This is a genomic window from Bacillus sp. PK3-037 (assembly GCF_054161355.1).
Map to the genome: position 1 here is coordinate 1,886,288 of NZ_CP096408.1, position 19,680 is coordinate 1,905,967.

General features: G+C 42.4%; 26 protein-coding genes and 1 pseudogene. 20 read left to right on the top strand and 7 right to left on the bottom strand.

The genetic code is table 11. The features are described 5' to 3' along the window. Nucleotides 1-2 precede the first annotated feature (2 nt). Both M1D69_RS09890 and M1D69_RS09895 read left to right on the top strand, forming a co-directional pair. Nucleotides 3-683, top strand: a complete 681-nt coding sequence (locus tag M1D69_RS09890; RefSeq protein ID WP_458103872.1) for a ribonuclease H family protein — start codon at nt 3-5, stop codon at nt 681-683. Continuing rightward, nucleotides 676-858: a zinc-finger domain-containing protein gene (locus M1D69_RS09895; RefSeq protein WP_458103871.1), complete on the top strand. Its 183-nt coding sequence runs from the start codon at nt 676-678 to the stop codon at nt 856-858. Before M1D69_RS09890 ends, M1D69_RS09895 begins: the two co-directional genes overlap by 8 nt. Before the next feature lie 26 nt (nt 859-884). Here M1D69_RS09895 and M1D69_RS09900 read toward each other — a convergent pair whose 3' ends face one another. After that, nucleotides 885-1,154, bottom strand: coding sequence for a DUF2564 family protein (locus M1D69_RS09900; RefSeq protein WP_024121801.1), 270 nt, complete (start codon nt 1,152-1,154; stop codon nt 885-887). A gap of 156 nt (nt 1,155-1,310) precedes the next feature. Between M1D69_RS09900 and degR the strand changes: the two genes are divergently transcribed. Beyond that, a complete protein-coding gene (gene degR, locus M1D69_RS09905; RefSeq protein ID WP_010334663.1) occupies nt 1,311-1,493 on the top strand; it encodes a transcriptional regulator DegR in 183 nt (60 codons plus the stop codon). Between the two features lie 43 nt (nt 1,494-1,536). Here degR and cspD read toward each other — a convergent pair whose 3' ends face one another. The 4 genes and pseudogenes from cspD to metA all read right to left on the bottom strand — a co-directional run bounded on the left by cspD (nt 1,537) and on the right by metA (nt 4,267). Continuing rightward, on the bottom strand, nt 1,537-1,737 hold the full coding sequence (gene cspD, locus M1D69_RS09910) for a cold-shock protein CspD (RefSeq protein WP_003153604.1): 201 nt from the start codon (nt 1,735-1,737) through the stop codon (nt 1,537-1,539). A 15-nt stretch (nt 1,738-1,752) separates the two neighbouring features. Then, a pseudogene (locus M1D69_RS09915) lies at nt 1,753-1,880 on the bottom strand (hypothetical protein). A gap of 102 nt (nt 1,881-1,982) precedes the next feature. Beyond that, complete coding sequence (locus M1D69_RS09920) at nt 1,983-3,131, bottom strand: diglucosyl diacylglycerol synthase (RefSeq protein ID WP_458103870.1); 1,149 nt, start codon at nt 3,129-3,131, stop codon at nt 1,983-1,985. Nucleotides 3,132-3,361: 230 nt separating this feature from the next. Then, the gene (gene metA / locus M1D69_RS09925) at nt 3,362-4,267 is read right to left on the bottom strand and encodes a homoserine O-acetyltransferase MetA (RefSeq protein WP_024121799.1); all 906 of its coding nucleotides are present in this window, start codon (nt 4,265-4,267) and stop codon (nt 3,362-3,364) included. A gap of 353 nt (nt 4,268-4,620) precedes the next feature. Here metA and M1D69_RS09930 point away from each other — a divergent pair, with 353 nt between their 5' ends. The 11 genes from M1D69_RS09930 (at nt 4,621) to M1D69_RS09980 (ending at nt 13,694) form a co-directional block, all read left to right on the top strand. Further along, nucleotides 4,621-5,103 (top strand): glutathione peroxidase, encoded by a 483-nt coding sequence (locus M1D69_RS09930; protein ID WP_458103869.1) that lies wholly within the window; start codon nt 4,621-4,623, stop codon nt 5,101-5,103. 31 nt (nt 5,104-5,134) lie between these two features. Beyond that, nucleotides 5,135-5,740 carry an HD domain-containing protein gene (locus tag M1D69_RS09935; protein WP_458106172.1) on the top strand — a complete coding sequence of 202 codons (606 nt, stop codon included), beginning with the start codon at nt 5,135-5,137 and terminating at the stop codon, nt 5,738-5,740. A gap of 59 nt (nt 5,741-5,799) precedes the next feature. Continuing rightward, a complete protein-coding gene (locus tag M1D69_RS09940) occupies nt 5,800-6,930 on the top strand; it encodes a conserved virulence factor C family protein (RefSeq protein WP_458103868.1) in 1,131 nt (376 codons plus the stop codon). Nucleotides 6,931-7,222: 292 nt separating this feature from the next. Continuing rightward, complete coding sequence (gene ilvD, locus M1D69_RS09945) at nt 7,223-8,899, top strand: dihydroxy-acid dehydratase (RefSeq protein WP_059293734.1); 1,677 nt, start codon at nt 7,223-7,225, stop codon at nt 8,897-8,899. A gap of 104 nt (nt 8,900-9,003) precedes the next feature. Then, complete coding sequence (gene brxA / locus M1D69_RS09950; protein ID WP_024121794.1) at nt 9,004-9,438, top strand: bacilliredoxin BrxA; 435 nt, start codon at nt 9,004-9,006, stop codon at nt 9,436-9,438. Nucleotides 9,439-9,477: 39 nt separating this feature from the next. Then, nucleotides 9,478-10,263 carry a class I SAM-dependent methyltransferase gene (locus M1D69_RS09955; RefSeq protein ID WP_458103867.1) on the top strand — a complete coding sequence of 262 codons (786 nt, stop codon included), beginning with the start codon at nt 9,478-9,480 and terminating at the stop codon, nt 10,261-10,263. A gap of 259 nt (nt 10,264-10,522) precedes the next feature. Then, nucleotides 10,523-11,137 (top strand): YpjP family protein, encoded by a 615-nt coding sequence (locus tag M1D69_RS09960; protein ID WP_095713138.1) that lies wholly within the window; start codon nt 10,523-10,525, stop codon nt 11,135-11,137. A 17-nt stretch (nt 11,138-11,154) separates the two neighbouring features. After that, a complete protein-coding gene (locus tag M1D69_RS09965; protein ID WP_003230797.1) occupies nt 11,155-11,688 on the top strand; it encodes a phosphatidylglycerophosphatase A family protein in 534 nt (177 codons plus the stop codon). Nucleotides 11,689-11,772: 84 nt separating this feature from the next. Next, nucleotides 11,773-12,567, top strand: coding sequence for a thymidylate synthase (locus M1D69_RS09970; protein WP_010334650.1), 795 nt, complete (start codon nt 11,773-11,775; stop codon nt 12,565-12,567). After that, entirely contained in the window at nt 12,564-13,073 is a 510-nt protein-coding gene (gene dfrA, locus M1D69_RS09975) for a dihydrofolate reductase DfrA (RefSeq protein ID WP_215510411.1), read from the top strand. Before M1D69_RS09970 ends, dfrA begins: the two co-directional genes overlap by 4 nt. After that, a complete protein-coding gene (locus M1D69_RS09980; protein ID WP_458103866.1) occupies nt 13,074-13,694 on the top strand; it encodes a 1-acyl-sn-glycerol-3-phosphate acyltransferase in 621 nt (206 codons plus the stop codon). It begins immediately after the preceding gene. 32 nt (nt 13,695-13,726) lie between these two features. On the opposite strand, the gene trhA is transcribed toward M1D69_RS09980, so the two are convergent. Further along, on the bottom strand, nt 13,727-14,368 hold the full coding sequence (trhA, locus tag M1D69_RS09985) for a PAQR family membrane homeostasis protein TrhA (RefSeq protein WP_044155470.1): 642 nt from the start codon (nt 14,366-14,368) through the stop codon (nt 13,727-13,729). 23 nt (nt 14,369-14,391) lie between these two features. After that, on the bottom strand, nt 14,392-15,396 hold the full coding sequence (locus M1D69_RS09990) for a sigma 54-interacting transcriptional regulator (protein WP_268509272.1): 1,005 nt from the start codon (nt 15,394-15,396) through the stop codon (nt 14,392-14,394). Nucleotides 15,397-15,646: 250 nt separating this feature from the next. Here M1D69_RS09990 and ilvA point away from each other — a divergent pair, with 250 nt between their 5' ends. From ilvA to ypmT, 6 genes are all read left to right on the top strand, one after another. Beyond that, nucleotides 15,647-16,915, top strand: a complete 1,269-nt coding sequence (ilvA, locus tag M1D69_RS09995; RefSeq protein WP_458103865.1) for a threonine ammonia-lyase IlvA — start codon at nt 15,647-15,649, stop codon at nt 16,913-16,915. Between the two features lie 90 nt (nt 16,916-17,005). Continuing rightward, nucleotides 17,006-17,257, top strand: a complete 252-nt coding sequence (locus tag M1D69_RS10000) for a DUF2535 family protein (protein WP_326324554.1) — start codon at nt 17,006-17,008, stop codon at nt 17,255-17,257. Between the two features lie 156 nt (nt 17,258-17,413). Then, the gene (locus M1D69_RS10005; protein WP_458106171.1) at nt 17,414-17,995 is read left to right on the top strand and encodes an SCO family protein; all 582 of its coding nucleotides are present in this window, start codon (nt 17,414-17,416) and stop codon (nt 17,993-17,995) included. Between the two features lie 77 nt (nt 17,996-18,072). After that, nucleotides 18,073-18,840 (top strand): SGNH/GDSL hydrolase family protein, encoded by a 768-nt coding sequence (locus M1D69_RS10010; RefSeq protein WP_458103864.1) that lies wholly within the window; start codon nt 18,073-18,075, stop codon nt 18,838-18,840. Between the two features lie 9 nt (nt 18,841-18,849). After that, the gene (locus tag M1D69_RS10015; RefSeq protein WP_458103863.1) at nt 18,850-19,413 is read left to right on the top strand and encodes a YpmS family protein; all 564 of its coding nucleotides are present in this window, start codon (nt 18,850-18,852) and stop codon (nt 19,411-19,413) included. An 11-nt stretch (nt 19,414-19,424) separates the two neighbouring features. Beyond that, nucleotides 19,425-19,619 (top strand): protein YpmT, encoded by a 195-nt coding sequence (gene ypmT, locus M1D69_RS10020; protein ID WP_044155479.1) that lies wholly within the window; start codon nt 19,425-19,427, stop codon nt 19,617-19,619. Nucleotides 19,620-19,680 lie beyond the last annotated feature (61 nt).

The window sequence follows — 19,680 nt, forward strand, 5'->3', positions numbered from 1 at the left end:
TATTGAATCTCAGACCGCACATGAAAATAGAAGCAAAAGGGACAGGGCCTGTCTCGTTTTTGGGCGAAAACTGGCTGACTGTTCAGGAAGCCCGTATGCTCGCGAGGGAACTCGGCCGCTTTCCTTATATGAAGGAACTTGAATTCGAGGATGAGAAGGGCGGCATCTGGACGCTGAAGGAATTAGAAAAGCTGACTGAGGAGCTTGCGCATGAACCTGATGACATTACCGTTTATTTTGACGGCAGTTTCGATAAGGAAAGCCAGCTGGCCGGGCTTGGAATCGTCATTTATTATTCATTGGGAGGGACGCGCCACCGCTTAAGAAAAAATAAAAGCTTCCGTCTGAAAACCAATAACGAAGCTGAATATGCCGCTCTTTATGAAGCGATAAGAGAAGTAAGAGAGCTGGGAGCTAGCAGAAATTCAATCACGATTAGAGGGGATTCTCTTGTTGTGCTGAACCAGCTTGACGGCAGCTGGCCTTGCTATGATCCCTCCCATAATGAATGGCTGGATAAAATAGAAGCGCTTCTTGAGTCACTAAAGCTGAGTCCGACATACGAAACGATACAGCGAAAAGAAAATCAGGAAGCTGATGGCCTCGCAAAAAAAATCCTATCTCATCAATTCGTAGAAAGCCATATGAAATTAGACTGTAACGGAGATGACAATATTGGATAAGAAAGCTATATATAAGGAACTGACAGAACTGCAAGATGAATTTTGCAAAGACTGTTTTATTAAGAAGCAGTTTCGCAAGGAATTTGGCAAAACATACGCACATTCATTTTGTATCAATAAATGTACAGTGGGTGAAAAGCTTAAATCATATGGAGATGTCTTAACCAAGCACTAAAAAATAAAACCGCAGAAGCTGCGGTTTTATTTTTTAAATTCATCCAGCTGATGCTGGCAGGCATCTAACAGCTGCTGTTGCTGCTGTACAAATTCAGGATCATCAAGAGCTGCCAGTTCTTGAGACAGTGAAAGCTCTCTGGCGTCCTCGATGGCTTGGTATGCGGAATTGAGTAATGTTGAGCTTCGGCCTCTTGTGGCGGCGCCGGTCGTTTTCTGCGCTGTTTCCACCGCTAGTTCCAGCTGCCGTTTATCGGTAAATCCAGTCTGATCCTCTTCATGAAATTCTGAGTTCACAAAAAAACACCTCCGCAACTATTTTGCAGAGTTTTTTAAAATTTATGTGCCAAAATAGAAAATAAAATAAAAAATAAGCCGATATAACTATTGAACCTGAATGAGTAGGTCTGTTTTACTATTTGAGGTATCTTGGTAGAGAAGGGGAGCACTGCTATGGATGATAAAGACTTAAAATCGATCCTTCACAAAACATTTATAGAAATATACAATGATTTAGAAGAACTTGCGGATATTGCGAAAAAAGGAAAGCCGTCAATGGAAAAGCATATTGAAGAGATTGAGCAGAGGTGCAAACAAAACATTTTAGCGATCGAAATTCAGATGAAAATCAAATAGGAGAGGCATTTGCCTCTCCTCTATTTGTCAACTTATATTGAGTTTAGAGTTTTACAACATTAGAAGCTTGAGGTCCACGATTACCTTCGACAATTTCAAAAGAAACTTCTTGTCCTTCTTCTAATGATTTGTATCCTTCTCCTTCGATAGCTGTGAAGTGAACAAATACATCGTCTCCGCCTTCAACTTCAATGAAGCCGAATCCTTTTTCGTTGTTGAACCATTTTACTTTACCGTTTTGCATATTGCTTAATTCCTCCTAGTACTGTAGCACCCATGTGCTAAAAAAAATTTTGTACCATTTAACTTCGTTTCGTTGTTAAATGATGGTTCAACTATACACCATCTGGCAGCACGCGTCAAGTTGCGAAACTGCTTATTTTTCAAAAAAAGGGCAAGTTTCTCAAAAAAATGTAACCGCTTTTACGAAAAGATGAATGCGAATAAAAAGAGCACACGATTTTTCGTGTGCTCCTGCAAGAACATCAGTTAAGAAAGCGCCTTGGCTTTTTGTTTGGTCGTCATCATTTCTGATTCCTTCAAAATATCCTCCAAAATCACTTCAGAGGAGTGTGCCAAATGAAGACTCTTAATGTTTTTCTTCATTCGCTGTAAGGTATCTTCATCTGAAAGAAGGGAGGTGACAGACTCGAGAATCTCTTCATGCCGGTTCACGACAATGGCAGCTCCGCGGTCCTCAAAGAAATTTGCATTTTCTTTTTCTTGTCCGGGTACTGGTTTGTACAGAATGACAGGCACGCCGATAGCAGTGGCTTCTGTCAAAGTAATGCCGCCTGGTTTTGTAATCATGCAATCTGTGACCCGGAAGAGCTCGTCAATTCGCTCTACATAGCCGAGAACCTTTAAGTTATCGCCGTTTTCTGCTTCAAGTATGCTCAAGGATTCTTTTAAAGGCGTATTTTTTCCGCATACGACCACCACTTGCACCTGATCATCCATAACAAGGTTTTCGCACAGCTCTTTTACGTTCTTTAATACACCGTGTGCGCCGGCCATGATGAGCAGCACTTTTTTGTCAGGCGAAAGATCGTACTTTTTATAAATCGGCTCAACCGGCAGCGATTCTTCGAATTGAGGCCTGATCGGAATTCCCGTAATTTTCACGTTGCTGGGATGGGTCCCGATCTCAATCAGTTTTTCCTTCACATAATCTGTTGCCACATAATATTTATCCACATTTTCGTGAACCCAAATTTTATGAAGACAAAAATCAGTCATGACGTTGAAGGTAGGAATAACTCTTCCTGTTCTCCGTCTGTATTCGGGTACGACGATCATCGGAAATGTATTAATAATGATGTCGGGCTGATGTTCATCGACAAGTTCGCCCAATCGTTTATTTCCCATTTTAAAGTAAATATTAAATTTACGTTTATTATAGATTTTGTCAACTCCGTAATAAAACAAACGATAAAACTGTTTTCCGATTGAGAAGCTTTTTAAATAAAGGTACTGAGTTACCTCTGAAACAATCGGATTTGACTCTTGATACAAATTAGAAACTGTTACATGCTGAAAGCCGAGACGTACACATTGTTCATAAAGCGTTTTGGCTACCTGTACATGTCCATTTCCGTAATTTGCAGTCAAAATTAATACTCTTTTATTGGTATTCAAGTAAATTCACCTCAATGTAATCAACAACAAGCAAGCTTCATGCATCGTAAGGAGTTATTGTCTATACATAAACATAACACAAATACATAATCGAATTATTAATGCAGTGAAAAAATTAAACTAATTTTAAAAGATTCGGATTCCATTATTTTTAATTTTTGTTATACGCATACTGAATCAGATGTATTTTATCATATTTTTTGCTCAGCGTATCACTTTAAAAAGAAAAATTAGTCCCATTCATAAGGAGTTTCTTGGTAAACATAATAATTAAGCCAGTTCATAAACAATAATGTCGCATGTGCTTTCCAGCGATTGACAGGTTCTTTGCTGTCTTCTGCGAAATAATGTTTCGGCGCCTCGACAGTCGAAAGGTTTCGTTCCAGATCTCTTTCATACTCTTGAAGCAGCGTATTTGTATCATATTCAGGGTGTCCTGTTAAAAAGACTTGTTTTTCGTCTTTTGACACAATTAAGCAAACCCCAGCTTCCTTTGATGCAGTAAGAATGTTTAACTCGGGCACTGCTTGCAGTTGTTCCATATTTATATCTGTATGCCGGGAATGCGGCACGTAGTATAGCTCGTCAAAACCTCTTACCAATCTTTCGTGCTTGGAAAGAACAGTATGTTCAAACACACCAAAGATTTTTTTCGGCATTTCAGTTTTTTCCACGCCGTAATGATAATACAAACCTGCCTGAGCACCCCAGCAAATATGCAAGGTTGACGTGACATTCGTTTTGCTCCATTCCATAATCTCTTTGAGCTCTTCCCAATAAGAAACATCTTCAAACGCCAAATGCTCGATCGGCGCACCGGTGATGATCATGCCGTCAAATTTCTTATGACGGATATTGGAGAATGTCGTATAAAACTCATCAAGGTGTTCCCTTGCTGTATTTTTCGGTGTATGAGTGCTTGGGATTAAAAATGTAAAATGAACCTGCAAAGGCGAATTCCCAAGCAGTCTGAGCAGCTGGGTTTCCGTTTGAATTTTTTTCGGCATTAAATTTAAAATAATAATTTTCTGCGGCCGGATATCCTGATGAAATGCTCTGCTTTCATCCATTACAAAGATATGTTCACTCTCAAGCACCTGTTTTGCCGGCAGGTGTGTAGGTATATTAATAGGCAACGTGCCACCTCCATCATTTCCCCGTTAATTTTCTTCATTATAGGAATTTTCCCGCCAATTTTCAATCTATCTATTAGGGTTTGAAGGGGAACAGCAGAAAATACTATATAATAAACGCAAACATATGACTTTTGGTTTCACTGTAAAGAGTTTTCCAGGTGTCATGCAATATATAGAATAATAGCTCCTTCTCAAGAGATGTTTCTGTTCATATGAGGGAAGCACATCCGTTGAAGACATGTCTGTACGAATGAACAGCTGGCCAATTGATAAACCTAGAGCTTCCGTTTTGTTTTGAAACAGGAAAAAAGCTAAAATAATCACACACTCAGGTTCATTAGGAGGGAATTTCAATGTCTATATACAATATGAGGGTACGCACCATTACAGGCAAAGATATGACACTTCAGCCATTTGCCGGAAAGGTGTTGATCATTGTTAACACAGCCAGTAAATGCGGTTTTACTCCTCAATTTAAGCAGCTTCAGGAGTTGTATGATACATACCAGCCGGAGGGCCTGGAGATTTTAGGGTTTCCCTGCAATCAATTTATGAATCAGGAGCCTGACGACGAGGAAGGCATACAGGAATTTTGCGAAACAAATTACGGTGTTACGTTTCCCATGTTTTCAAAAGTCGAGGTAAACGGAAAAAATGCCCACCCGCTTTTTGCGTATTTGACAAACAATGCGAAAGGCATGCTTGGAACAAAGGCAATCAAATGGAATTTCACTAAATTTGTAGTGGACAGAAACGGAGAAATAGCCGGCCGCTATTCACCAAACACAAATCCGAAAGAACTGGAAGACGTTATTGCGAAGTTATTAGGACAATAAAGAGGGTGTTTTGGTGCGGGATCGAAAACTGATGCAGACAGAGCAAATCAGGACATGGGTCAAATCTGTTCTGAGCGGGGAAAGCACGGGTCATGATTGGCTTCATGTGTCAAGAGTTGCAGAGCTTGCTTTATATATTGGAAAAAAGGAAAATGCGGATTTGTTCGTCGTTGAAGCGGCAGCCTTGGTTCATGATTTGATTGATGTAAAGCTGCCTGACGCAATCAGGCTTTCAGTCAGTGAGGTGGACGAACGGCTGATTTCTTTAGGAGCCGGAAAAGATGAGGCTGAAAGAATTATTCACATTATTACTAGAATGTCCTTTCGGGACAGGGAAAAGCTCGGAAAAGAACCGCTTTCACTTGAGGGGAAAATCGTACAGGATGCTGACAGGCTGGATGCGATCGGCGCAGTTGGTATAGCACGGACGTTTATGTTTGCGGGAGCAAAGAGACATAGCCTTTATGGAAATGATAAGAGTGCCTATGCCCACTTTTTCAGCAAGCTGCTGCTCCTAAAAGATATGATGAATACAGATACCGCAAGAGAAATGGCTGACGAGAGGCATCAATTTATGCTTCATTTTGTCAGTCAATTAGAAAAAGAAATTCCCGGAATTGATATTGAAACATCGTAATAGAAGGCGCGGGGCGACTATGTTAGAATAAGTCACAGATAGGCTATAGGAGGACAATCATGAAAATAAAATCAATTGAACCGACGCCAAGCCCGAATACAATGAAGGTCATCTTAACGGAAGAGCTTCCGGCGGGAAAAAGCAATAATTATAAACCGGATCAGGCAGAAGGCGCCCCGCCTGTTGTCGTGGAAATCCTAAATATTGAAGGAGTTAAAGGGGTATATCACGTTGCCGACTTTCTTGCGGTTGAACGGAACGCCAGATATGACTGGAAAGACATTTTACCGCAAGTCCGGACGGCATTTGGAATGGAGAGCGCTGAGAGTGCAGAAAACCGCTCGGATCAGGAGTCATTTGGAGAAGTGAAAGTTTTTGTACAGATGTTCAGCGGAATTCCTATGCAAGTCAAATTGACAGATGGCGAGCGTGAAGAGCGGTTCGGGCTTCCTGACCGTTTTCAGCAGGCGATCTTAAAACTCAGAACTGAAGCGTCAAATGTTGTGTTTGAACGAGCTTGGAAAGAACAAGGCGTCAGATTCGGCGATTTTACTGAAATCGGCCATGACGTGACAGAAGAGCTTCAGGCCGCTTACAGTGATGAAAGGCTGAAACGGCTAACGGAAGCAGCGGCCCAAGGTAAAGGCGAAACGAAACAAATGGCACAGCGCAATGCCTATAAAGTAACGCTTGACATGCTGGATGATGAGGACTGGAAGCAGCGGTACGCACACTTGGAGCAGATGGATCCGAAAGAAGAGGACATCCCGGTTTTGCAAAAAGCATTGGATGATTCGAAGGTGTCCATCAGAAGACAGGCTGTTGTGTATTTGGGAATGATTGAATCACCTGATGTTCTTCCTCTATTGTATAAGGCGCTTGAGGATAAGTCTGTATCGGTGAGAAGAACGGCTGGAGACTGCCTGTCTGATATCGGCGATCCTCAAGCCATCCCTGCGATGATAAAATCGTTAAGCGACTCAAGCAAGCTGGTCCGCTGGCGCGCTGCTATGTTCCTTTACGAAGTCGGTGATGAAAGTGCAATAGAAGCTTTACGGGCTGCTGAAGATGATCCGGAATTCGAAGTCAGCCTTCAAGTGAAAATGGCGCTGGAACGAATCGAACATGGGGAAGAGGCAAAAGGTTCAGTCTGGAAACAAATGACAGAGAGCAGAAAAAAAGGCGAATAAAAAAGAAGATGAAGGTGCAGATCATGCACCTTTTTTGTTTGAATTCATTTTTTATAAAAATTATTTCGAATATTGTTGAAAAATAGTCAAAAACTATATATAGTAAGTAACAATATTAATAGTTGGAGGGTTCACATCGACAGAAAGCTATATAAATATAAAAACATGAATCAAACAACCGAGGAAAGGGCTGCCTGAAATCATGAGATTTAGCAAAAACGGCCCGCAAATAAACTGAAAATTGTTAAAATAAAATTCAATCTAACAATTGAGACTATTTAGGAGGATCACCATGGCAGAATTACGCAGTAACATGATCACACAAGGAATCGATAGAGCACCGCACCGCAGTTTGCTCCGCGCAGCAGGTGTAAAAGAAGAGGATTTTGGCAAACCGTTTATTGCGGTTTGTAACTCATATATTGATATCGTTCCCGGTCATGTTCACTTGCAGGAGTTTGGAAAAATCGTAAAAGAAGCAATCAGAGAAGCCGGAGGCGTACCGTTTGAATTTAATACAATCGGTGTAGATGACGGAATTGCGATGGGGCATATCGGAATGAGATATTCGCTCCCGAGCCGTGAGATCATCGCGGATTCAGTGGAAACTGTCGTATCAGCGCACTGGTTCGACGGAATGGTCTGTATTCCGAACTGTGATAAAATCACGCCGGGAATGCTTATGGCGGCTATGCGCATCAACATTCCGACCATTTTTGTCAGCGGAGGACCGATGGCGGCAGGAAGAACAAGCGACGGCCGCAAAATCTCTCTTTCTTCAGTATTTGAGGGAGTCGGTGCTTATCAAGCTGGAAAAATCGGCGAAAGCGAACTTCAAGAATTAGAACAGTTCGGCTGCCCGACATGCGGATCTTGCTCGGGAATGTTTACAGCAAACTCAATGAACTGTCTGTCAGAGGCACTTGGATTGGCTTTGCCTGGTAATGGAACCATTCTTGCGACATCACCGGAACGAAAAGAGTTTGTCAGAAAATCAGCTGCGCAATTAATGGAAACCATTCGCAAAGACATCAAACCGAGAGATATCGTTACAGTAAAAGCGATTGATAACGCGTTTGCGCTTGATATGGCGCTCGGCGGTTCAACAAATACTGTACTTCATACGCTTGCCCTCGCAAATGAAGCTGGCGTTGAATACTCTTTAGAACGCATCAATGAAGTCGCAGAGCGCGTGCCGCATTTGGCCAAGCTGGCGCCTGCATCTGATGTATTTATTGAAGATCTTCATGAAGCGGGCGGTGTGTCTGCAGCATTGAATGAGCTTTCCAAAAAAGAAGGAGCACTTCATTTGGACGCGCTGACAGTTACAGGTCAAACGCTTGGAGAAACCATTGCCGGACATGAAGTGAAGGATTATAACGTGATTCATCCGTTAGATCAGCCATTCACTGAAAAGGGCGGCCTTGCCGTATTATTCGGAAATCTGGCTCCGGACGGCGCTATCATCAAAACCGGCGGCGTACAGAACGGAATTACGAGACACGAAGGGCCAGCTGTCGTATTCGACTCTCAGGATGAGGCGCTAGACGGCATTATCAACCGGAAAGTAAAAGAAGGCGATGTCGTCATCATTCGTTACGAAGGGCCAAAGGGAGGTCCGGGTATGCCTGAAATGCTTGCACCTACATCACAAATTGTCGGAATGGGGCTTGGTCCGAAAGTAGCGCTGATTACAGACGGACGTTTTTCCGGAGCATCACGAGGCCTTTCAATCGGACACGTATCACCAGAGGCAGCAGAAGGCGGACCGCTTGCCTTTGTTGAAAACGGCGATCATATCATCGTTGATATTGAAAAACGCATCCTGGACGTTCAAGTGCCGGAAGAAGAATGGGAAAAACGGAAAGCGAATTGGAAAGGATTTGAGCCAAAAGTGAAAACCGGCTATTTAGCCCGTTATTCTAAACTTGTGACAAGTGCCAATACGGGCGGTATCATGAAAATCTAGACATCAGGATCACATTCTCTTGTTTTAAGACGTGAACATTTGAAATCCGGCTCTCTCTATAGTATCCTTACTTCAGATGAAGGATAATAGAGGGGGCTTTTTTTATGTCAATGGCTTATGAAGAATATATGCGCCAGCTTGTCGTTCCGATGCGCCGCGAGCTGACTGGGGCCGGTTTTGAAGAATTAACAACGGCAGAAGAAGTGGAGAATTTTATGGAAAAGGCAGAGGGCACAACTCTCGTAGTCGTTAACTCTGTTTGTGGCTGTGCGGCTGGTCTTGCGCGTCCTGCGGCAACTCAGGCAGTCCTGCAGAACGACAAAACACCTGACAATACGGTGACAGTATTTGCGGGCCAAGATAAAGAAGCCACTGCAAAAATGCGGGAGTATTTTACAGGCCAGGAGCCTTCTTCACCGTCAATGGCTCTTTTGAAAGGCAAAGAAGTCGTGCATTTTATTCCGCGCCATGAGATTGAAGGGCACGAAATGGAAGAAATCATGAAAAACTTAACTGACGCCTTTGATGCACACTGCTAAATGCCCGTTTTCCGGGCATTTTCTTTTGGAGTATAGATCATGATTACAACAAGCTATAGACCGTCTGACCACACGATAAAGATCGCAAAAATGCTTTCGGAAGAGCTGGGTATACAATATGGCGACCGAAATAAACAAACGGTTGAAAATATGCTGAAGTCAGCTGAGCGTGATTTGCTCGTGATTGGAAAAGAGCGGTTCGAACTTTATACAAAACAAGGCGGTAAATTCTTTTTTCATCCGAATACAGCGATGTTCAGAGCTAAACGGTTTATGCGCGGCGAGCAAGAGCCAATGCTTCGGGCAGCCGGCTTAACGGCCGGAGATTCTTTTTTGGATTGCACGCTCGGTCTGGCTTCCGACGCAATTATCGCAAGTATGGCCGTTGGTGAAACCGGGTCGGTGATCGGGCTGGAAAAAAACAAGCTTGTGTCCGTTCTGGTGAATACGGGGCTCCATTCGTGGGAAACCGGTATAGAACAGCTTCAAGCTGCCATGAGAAGAATACAAGTGAATCATGCGGATTGCTTTGACTATCTAAAGCAGCTGCCTGACAAATCAGTAGATGTCATATATTTTGACCCGATGTTTCATGAGCCTGTAGAGTCGTCTGATGGCATCGCGCCATTACGAGAGCTGGCTGAGGATTTTGCATTGGCTGACGGCTGCATCAAAGAAGCGGTGCGGGCAGCCAGAAAAAGCGTGGTACTCAAAGACCATTGGAAAAGCCCGCGCTTTGACCAATTTGGTTTTAACGTATTGAAAAGAAAAACAGCGCTTTTTCACTACGGTGTTATTCAAATCGCAAAAGAAACAAGCCCGTGAAGAACCTCACGGGCTTGTTTCTAATCGGTGACTTCCATGACGACAAAGTATAATAATGTTAAAAGTGAAACCGTTGCAAACAAAGCGTCAATCATGCGGAAGGCCTCCTTTCATATTATATTGTAAGCGTTTTTACACCCGCGGCAAAGCAACAAATCTCCTAAATTGACTTAGAGCTTCATATAGTGCATGACTTGTAAGTTCGACCTATGATAAAATAAGAGAAACATGACAATAAAATAGAGAGGAATAAGCAGTCATGAAATTGTGGATGAGAAAGACCCTTGTGGTTTTATTTACCATCGTAACGTTCGGGCTCGTATCTCCTCCGGCTGCTCTCATGGCAGACAAGCCTTCAGGACAGCCGAGCAGTCTTGAGCAGAATGATTACACCGCTTTTTATGATGAGCATGATTTGTACGATGATTATGAATCGGAAGACAGGCGAGACCCCGAATTACTTTTTCAATCGTACAAGGAACAGCTCCTTGACAGCGCTGAAAATCAGTCTTTTTTGAAATTTGGCAGCAAAATTGCTCCGGTCATTGAAGATGACTATCGGAAAGAGATTCTGCCGAAAATCGAAAACGTCATATGTGACTTTTTAGCGACATTGCAAGATGATGAAGCGTATCAAGATGTTGTGATTTCAAGCAAGCCTTCAGCGGGGAAAACGGAGAAAATCTTTCACGTTTACAATCGGACAACCGGAGAAGACCTCCTCAGGTTCCATGTGCGCAGAGATCACCCTCCGCATGACGGCTACTGGTTTAATTTTCATTATCATACAGCAGAAGATGGATTTCAATCACACCATGAGCTTGGGAGCATTTATTGGGACCGCAACACACCTCCCAACTGGATGAGTGCTTAAAGGAGATGCCATTAGATATGAAAAAGTACACAATGAATGAAATGGTCGATATAACAAAAGATATGCTGAACAAACGGGGCGTTATGATAGAAGATATTGCGCGTATTGTTCAAAAACTTCAGGAAAAATACAATCCAAATCTCCCGCTTAGTGTATGTATGGAGAATGTAGAAAAAGTACTGAACAAGCGTGAAATTATCCATGCTGTTTTAACTGGGCTGGCGCTTGATCAGCTTGCAGAGCAGAAACTACTTCCTGAACCGCTGCAGCATCTTGTTGAAACAGATGAACCGCTGTACGGCATAGATGAAATTATCCCTCTTTCAATCGTTAATGTGTACGGCTCGATCGGCTTGACCAACTTTGGTTATTTGGATAAAGAGAAGATCGGAATTATTAAGGAGCTCGATGAAAGCCCTGACGGAATCCATACGTTTTTGGATGATATTGTGGCAGCACTTGCAGCCGCAGCAGCGAGCAGAATTGCCCATACGCATCAGGATCTGCAAGATGAAGAAAAGGAACAGGACGAAAAGCCTGTTGTCAGCTGACTTATAAAAAAATCATTTCTGGGTTCAGAAATGATTTTTTATTGTGTTACACTACTATAAGACTACTTTTAAAGGATGAATAAAATGAAACAATATAAAGAATTATGCCGACATGTTTTAGATCATGGTGAAAAAAAGGGTGACCGTACAGGAACCGGAACAATCAGCACCTTCGGCTATCAAATGAGATTTAATTTACAGGAAGGCTTCCCGATGCTGACCACAAAAAAACTTCACTTTAAATCAATTGCGCACGAGCTGCTTTGGTTTTTAAAGGGTGATACCAATGTACGCTATCTGCAGGAAAACGGAGTGCGTATTTGGAATGAATGGGCCGATGAAAACGGCGAACTCGGACCTGTATATGGTTCGCAATGGCGTTCGTGGCGGGGAGCTGACGGAGAAACCATTGATCAAATTTCACGTCTTGTGGAAGATATTAAAACAAATCCGAACTCAAGACGTTTAATCGTCAGTGCATGGAATGTTGGTGAAATCGATAAAATGGCCTTGCCTCCGTGCCACTGCCTGTTCCAATTTTATGTATCTGACGGCAAGCTGTCCTGCCAGCTTTATCAGCGCTCAGCCGATGTTTTCCTCGGTGTGCCGTTTAATATAGCTTCTTATGCGCTGCTTACGATGATGATCGCGCATGTAACAGGGCTTGAGCCGGGCGAGTTTATTCATACATTCGGCGATGTCCATATTTATCAAAATCACATTGAACAGGTTAACTTGCAGTTGACCAGAGATGTCCGCCCGCTGCCGAAGCTTCGTTTTGCCAGAGAGGTTGATTCGATTTTCGGCTTTACGTTTGATGACTTTATCATTGAAGATTACAATCCGCATCCGCATATTAAAGGAGCGGTCAGCGTATGATTTCATTCATTTTCGCGATGGATGCCAACCGGCTTATCGGGAAGGACAATGATTTGCCGTGGCATTTGCCGAATGACCTTGCATACTTTAAAAAAATAACCTCAGGACATTCAATCATCATGGGGCGAAAAACATATGAATCAATTGGACGTCCGCTTCCGAATCGGAAAAATATTGTTGTGACTTCTGCACACGATTCAGAATTTCCCGGTTGTACCGTCGTCAGTTCTATAGAAGATGTGCTCCAGACTACCTCAGATACTGAGGAATGCTTCGTGATCGGAGGCGCACAGCTTTACACAGCGCTGTTCCCTTACGCGGACAGGCTGTATATGACAAAAATTCATCACCAGTTTGATGGAGACCGCTACTTTCCTGAATTTGATGAGAGCAAATGGAAACTTGTTTCTTCTGAGCAAGGGACTAAGGACGAAAAAAATCCGTATGACTATGAATTTTTAGTGTATGAAAAAAAGAATGTATCATCTGAAGCGGGAGGATTTTAATTGATTCGCTACAGCTGTCTAGTGATTTACATTGTGTATATGCTGTTAAAAAATATAAAACAATTGTTTAATCAAAGAATGCTGGATCCGCGTCTGTCATACAAAAAACAGATGACGCTCGTTTACGAGCAGCCAAAGGCGTTTTTGGAAGGCTGTATCGGCATTTCAGGATCTGTCATCACCATTCATCAGCCAGAGCCGATACCGAGCGGTCCTGTTTTGTATGTGCATTCTCGTTTAGGATTGCCTGAACTTGCTTTGATTGCCGGGTATATTGAAGAACCAGCCGGATTTATCACAAATCCCAAAGTGTTTCGTTTACCGATTATCGGACAATGGCTTGAACGGATGAATGTCATTCGAGAGAGCAGTTCAGAAATGGTATATGAAGATATTTTGACCCAATTAGAAAAAGGCCAAAGCATGATTCTTTCTTTAGAGGGCTGTATCAATCCATTGGAACTTGCAGCCAGCTGCAGCCTTCCGGTTGTAATGGTGGAAACGAAAGGAACCGATGAACTGCTGAAGGGATCGCTTGTTAAACGCTTAAAGCCAGCAGATATAGAAGTGTCATTTTCCAAGGCTTATATACCGGCAAGTGAGAAGCAATTACGGGCCTAAAAAAGCGCAGTCACTGAGACTGCGCTTTTTCATTAGGATAAAAACGGCACTTTCACACAATAGAACAGCACGCAGAAAAACATCGCCGCACTCCCGCCTAAAACAAAGCTGTGCCAAATGGCATGATGGAAGGGGATCTTTCTCCAAATATAAAAGATCGTTCCGGCTGAATACAACAGACCGCCAAGCAAAAGAAGACTGAATCCAGCTCCTGTCAGTGAAGCATATAAAGGCTTAACCGCGATAATCATTAGCCACCCCATTAATAAATACATCAAGGTAGATAAAATGATAAACCGTTTTACGAAGAAAATTTTGAATACGATTCCGCCGAGGGCAAGCGCCCAAACGATGATCAGCAGGGTGAAGCCGAGTGTGCCTTTTAACGGTCCAAGCAGAAAGGGGGTATAGGTTCCGGCAATCAACACGTAAATGGCGCTATGGTCAATAATCTCCAAAATATCTTTCGTCTTTTTGTGCTGAATGCTGTGAAGCAAGGTGGAGCTCAAATAAAGCAGCAGCATGGAAACACCAAATATGGTAAAACTGACGATATCCCATGCGGACCCGTAATTAGCCGCAAATATGATGAGAAACACTAATGCTGGTATGGATAAGAACACACCGATGCCGTGGGTAATGGCGTTGGCGATCTCTTCTTTTATTGTATACACTTACATTCTCCTCTCTTTAGCTGCTACATCATTTGTTTTTGCAGCGTTTCTAAAAAATTCAGCCCTTCTAAAGTGATTTTCGTGCCCGCACGTCCGCGGCTTTTTGTCACATACTCTTTCTTCTCCAAATAATCGAGACGGCTTCTGACCTGCTGCGGCGTTAAAGAGATTTGGCTGTTTTTGCTGCTTTCAGAGATGATCCGTCTGCTTGCCGGTTCGCCTTTTTCATTTAACACTTTTATGGTTTCCAAAATAAACAGAAACTCGGCTTTTTCCATTAAAGTCAGAAGCTTCGCTTTTTTCTTCGTCGTTTTTTCATTTAGCCCGTCCCGTATATACGGCGGCACATCATACGGATGAATGGTTCCCCCGCTTGATACAGCCGCCATATAATCTGCAGCGTTTTTTAATTCTCTTACATTCCCATCAAAGGGATGCTGCTCAAGCAGCGGAAAGACTGAGGGATCAATTAACAATTGCTGCCCCGATTCCGAAAGGAAATACTGGGTCAAAAGGGGGATATCGCTTTTTCGCTCGGACAGCACCGGCAATGTGAGCGTTAAAATGTTCAGCCTGTAAAATAAGTCCTGCCTGAATGTATTTTCAGGAACAACTGTTATCGGGATTGCAGAAGCACAGATGATTCTCGGTTTTTCCCCATCTGAGTCAAGTGCTTCTAGAAGCTTAGCTTGTACAGAAACCGGCATACTCCATACGTCATTAAGAAAAAGTGTACCTCGGGCGGCTTTTTGAAACGCACCCAAGGCATCATCAGCGCCAAAAAGCTCGTATGCAAGGTTTTCTTCTGAATGGGTGCTGCAATTGATACTGATCAATGGTTCGCCGTTTCTTGAAGAGCCTTGGTGTATGGCTTGTGCAAAATGATCCTTGCCTGTTCCGACCTTTCCTGTGATCAGGACAGGAAGCTCTGATAGGGCGAACTGCATGGCGACTCGTTTTGTTTCGAGAAATAGTTGATGCTCTCCAATTAGATTATGAAAAGTGCAAGGTCGAGGTGCGGTAATCATTTATTGGCTCCTTTTGGTTCTAATTGGTTCTATTATAGCATGCCTTTCAGATGAAAACATCTTTTATCTTTGAGAAACTTTTTTCTTAGGCTGCTGGATTCAGGTCACGCAGATGGTTATCACGGGTGCGGAGAACTGAGAAGACAATTATTTTTTTATTTACTAAATAAAAATAATTGTCTTATTATTTGAATATTCATGTTATAATGGCATATTAAATAGGGATTTAAAACAAGAAAGGAATCTGTACATGAAACCGTTGCTTAAAGAAAACTCTCTCATCCAAGTGAAAGACATTTTAAAGGCTCATCAAAACGTGAAGGACGTTGTGACTCACACACCGCTGCAAAGGAATGACAGACTTTCTGAGAGATACGAATGCAATATTTATTTGAAACGAGAAGACTTGCAGGTAGTCAGATCTTTTAAACTCAGAGGGGCTTATAACAAAATGAAGCAGCTCTCTGACGAGCAGACTAAAAACGGAGTCGTGTGCGCAAGTGCCGGAAACCACGCGCAAGGTGTAGCGTTTTCGTGTAAACACCTGGGCGTTCACGGGAAGATTTTCATGCCTTCCACAACACCAAGACAAAAAGTGTCACAAGTTGAACTGTTCGGAAAAGGATTTATCGATATTATTTTGACAGGTGATACTTTTGATGATGCGTATAAAAACGCAGTTGAATGCTGTGAGCAGGAACACCGCACCTTTATCCATCCGTTTGATGATCCGGATGTAATGGCCGGCCAGGGAACTCTGGCGGTCGAAATTTTAAACGATATTGATACAGAACCGCATTTTCTATTTGGAAGTGTCGGGGGAGGCGGGCTTCTTGCAGGGGTCGGCACGTATATGAAAAACGTGTCTCCTGAAACCAAAGTAATCGCGGTTGAACCGGCGGGCGCTGCGTCATATTTTGAATCTAACAAAGCTGGACATGTCGTCACGTTAGATAAAATTGATAAATTTGTGGACGGAGCGGCTGTGAAAAAGATCGGCGATGAAACCTTTCAAGCGCTAGAAACCGTTGTAGATGACATACTTCTCGTGCCAGAAGGGAAGGTATGCACAGCCATCCTTGAACTGTATAATCAATGTGCGATTGTCGCTGAACCGGCGGGTGCTCTTTCTGTCGCGGCACTGGATTTATATAAGGAAGAAATTAAAGGGAAAAACGTAGTATGTGTTGTCAGCGGCGGCAATAACGATATCGGAAGAATGCAGGAAATGAAGGAGCGGTCTATGATTTTCGAAGGCCTTCAGCACTATTTTATCGTCAATTTTCCGCAAAGAGCTGGTGCACTCCGTGAATTTCTTGACGAAGTTCTTGGGCCGAATGATGACATTACACGATTTGAATATACGAAGAAAAACAATAAAAGCAACGGACCGGCCCTGGTCGGCATTGAGCTTCAAAACAAAGCTGACTATGGGCCGCTGATTGAGCGGATGAATAAAAAAGGGTTTTATTATTTAGAGGTAAATAAGGATCAAGATTTATTCCATCTGCTGATCTGATTTTTTCGGCACAACCGCGCAAAATGACAGACAGCCCGGCCGGCATTGTATATAATAGAAGAAAACAATCAAAAAATGAGGATTGATAGCTTGTTACTCAAAAGCCTAGAGTTCAAACGCAGCGACGGGATTCAGGTGAAAGTGACAGAAATACCTGTGTTAAAGGAAGATGAACATTATTTCTTTATGTTGAATCAGCATTTGCAGATCTACTTAAAAGAAGTGCTTTCATCAAAAAGCAGGGCAAAAGTGTATTCTTTCCGACAATATATGAAGCGCCGGATGAAATGGACTGATTATCAGGCTGTTTTTCATCAAGAGGTGTTAAAACACAACGCGTGATACGCCGTTTATTCCTGTGTGTCCCCTTTGCTATGCCGCTCGCAGGCGGACGAAGGGGCGTGCAGGAATTTTTTTGCGTTTATAGAATTAAACAAAGGATGTAAGAAGGTGAGCGCGGTATTTAGTAAGCGCTTTAAGCTGGAAAGGGTGAACGGCATGAAGATGATCAAAGGGTTGGCGGCGGGGCTGATTTTTCTGCTTTTGTGTGCCTGCGGAGGACAGCAGATTAAGGATCCGCTTAATTACGAGGTGGAGTCTTTTACTTTTAAAAACCAAGATGGCAAAAATGTTTCTTTAGACAGTTTAAAAGGAAAGGTTTGGCTCGCAGATTTTATTTTTACCAATTGTGAGACCGTGTGTCCGCCGATGACGGCTCATATGACAGATCTTCAAAAGAAATTAAAGACTGAGAATATAGATGTGCGTATCGTATCCTTTAGTGTTGATCCTGAGAATGATAACCCGAAGCAGCTGAAAAAATTTGCGGCAAATTATCCTTTATCGTTTGATAACTGGGATTTTCTAACGGGATACAGTCAAAGTGACATCGAGACGTTTGCGTTTGATAGCTTTAAAGCGATCGTGAAGAAACCTGAAGGCCAGGACCAGGTCATTCATCAATCCTCATTTTATTTAGTAGGCCCTGACGGTAAAGTGCTGAAAGATTACAATGGAGTAGAAAATACACCATACGATGACATTATCGCTGATGTGAAAGCGGCTAGTAAACTCAAGTAATCTCGAAGACAAGGCATTTTCAAATCTCCTAAAACATGATACACTTTCCACTAGTAGAATGGGGAGGAGCAACAAGATTGAAACTGCGCATTTTTGCACTCATGGCCAGTTTGATTTTGCTTCTTACTGCATGTACGAGCTTACGTACAGCATCTGAGGGAAAACAAAAAGCCCATGAACTGAAAACGAAGGAACACATTGTCATTGCCGCTGTCGGAGATTCGCTTACAGAAGGTGTCGGAGATCCTGAGGGCAAGGGATATGTCGGCAAGGTGGCGGATTCTATCCGGTCAAATGAGCAAGTCAAAAAGGTTGACGTTAAAAATTATGCCGTCAAAGGGAATCGTTCGGAAGATTTGTTAGAGAAACTAAAAGATAAAAACGTTCAAAAAGGCATAAAAGATGCAGATTATGTCTTTTTAACAATTGGCGGTAATGATCTGATGAAGGTCCTTCGTCAAAACTTCCTGCAATTAACCGTCGAACCGTTTCAGGAAGAGGAAAAGCCGTACGAAAAGCGTTTTAAAAAAATCATTTCAGAAATCCGCGCGCTGAATAACCACGCAGAGCTGATTTATGTCAGCATGTATAATCCGTTTACATTTACTTTATCTGAATTACAGGAAATAAACGGGGTAGTCACTGATTGGAACAACATTGCTAAAAAAGAGCTGAAAAAAGATAAACATGCAAAAATCATTAATATAGAAGACTTGTTCAATCAAAAAAGTGACAGTAAACGAATTTCTGAGGAAGATGATTTTCATCCTAATGGAACGGGTTATTCCTTAATAGCGAAGCGGGTCTATCAAGCAATTGAAAAAGAAGGATTACCGAAAGAGTAGGGTGAAATCATGAATAACTGGAAACGACTGTTTTTTATATTGCTTGCCATCAATATTGTATTAGCAATAGGATTTGTCACGCTGGTCATGCTGCCGGGCAAGCAAGCCGAGGTAGAGGATACCTCTAAAAGCGAGTACGGATTTCAAGTGACAAGCACAAAAGAATCCTTAGCTGCGTTTGTCAACTCATATTTAAACGAGAAAGCGTCAAATCAGCTTGATTACAAAGTGGATATAGATGACGATGTCCATGTGGCAGGGAAAATCAAAGCATTTTCCACGTCAATTGACGCGTTTATCGCATTTGAGCCGACGGTGAAAAAGAATGGCGATGTCGAGCTGAATGTAACGAAATTTTCCTTAGGGAAATTGAGTATTCCTATTAGCTTTGTGTTAAATTATATGGACAGCTTCTATGAACTTCCATCCTTTGTGCATGTTCATCCCGGCGATAAAAGCATTGAGGTTCGTTTGTCTGAAATGCCATTAACGAACGGTATGTATGTCAAAGCAGATAAAATTAATTTAGAAAAAGATGAAATTGAGTTTTCCTATTACCATCCTAAACAATAGAGGTGACTGAAATGAAGCGGATTTACCAGTATTTCAGTTTGTTATCATTTACGTTTTCCCTTTACTTCGGCTGGCTGGCTTATCATCATCTGGCGGCTGAGGATATGGATCAAATGTACTTGAACATTTCGTACTGCGCATTGTTTTTGAGTGTGATGGTGTTTACATTTGGCATGAAAGACCGAAAAAAAACCGATAAATCATGAAAAAAAGAGACATGCTGCACCGTCTCTTTTTTCATGCGGCTGACAAAAATATAAGAGAACA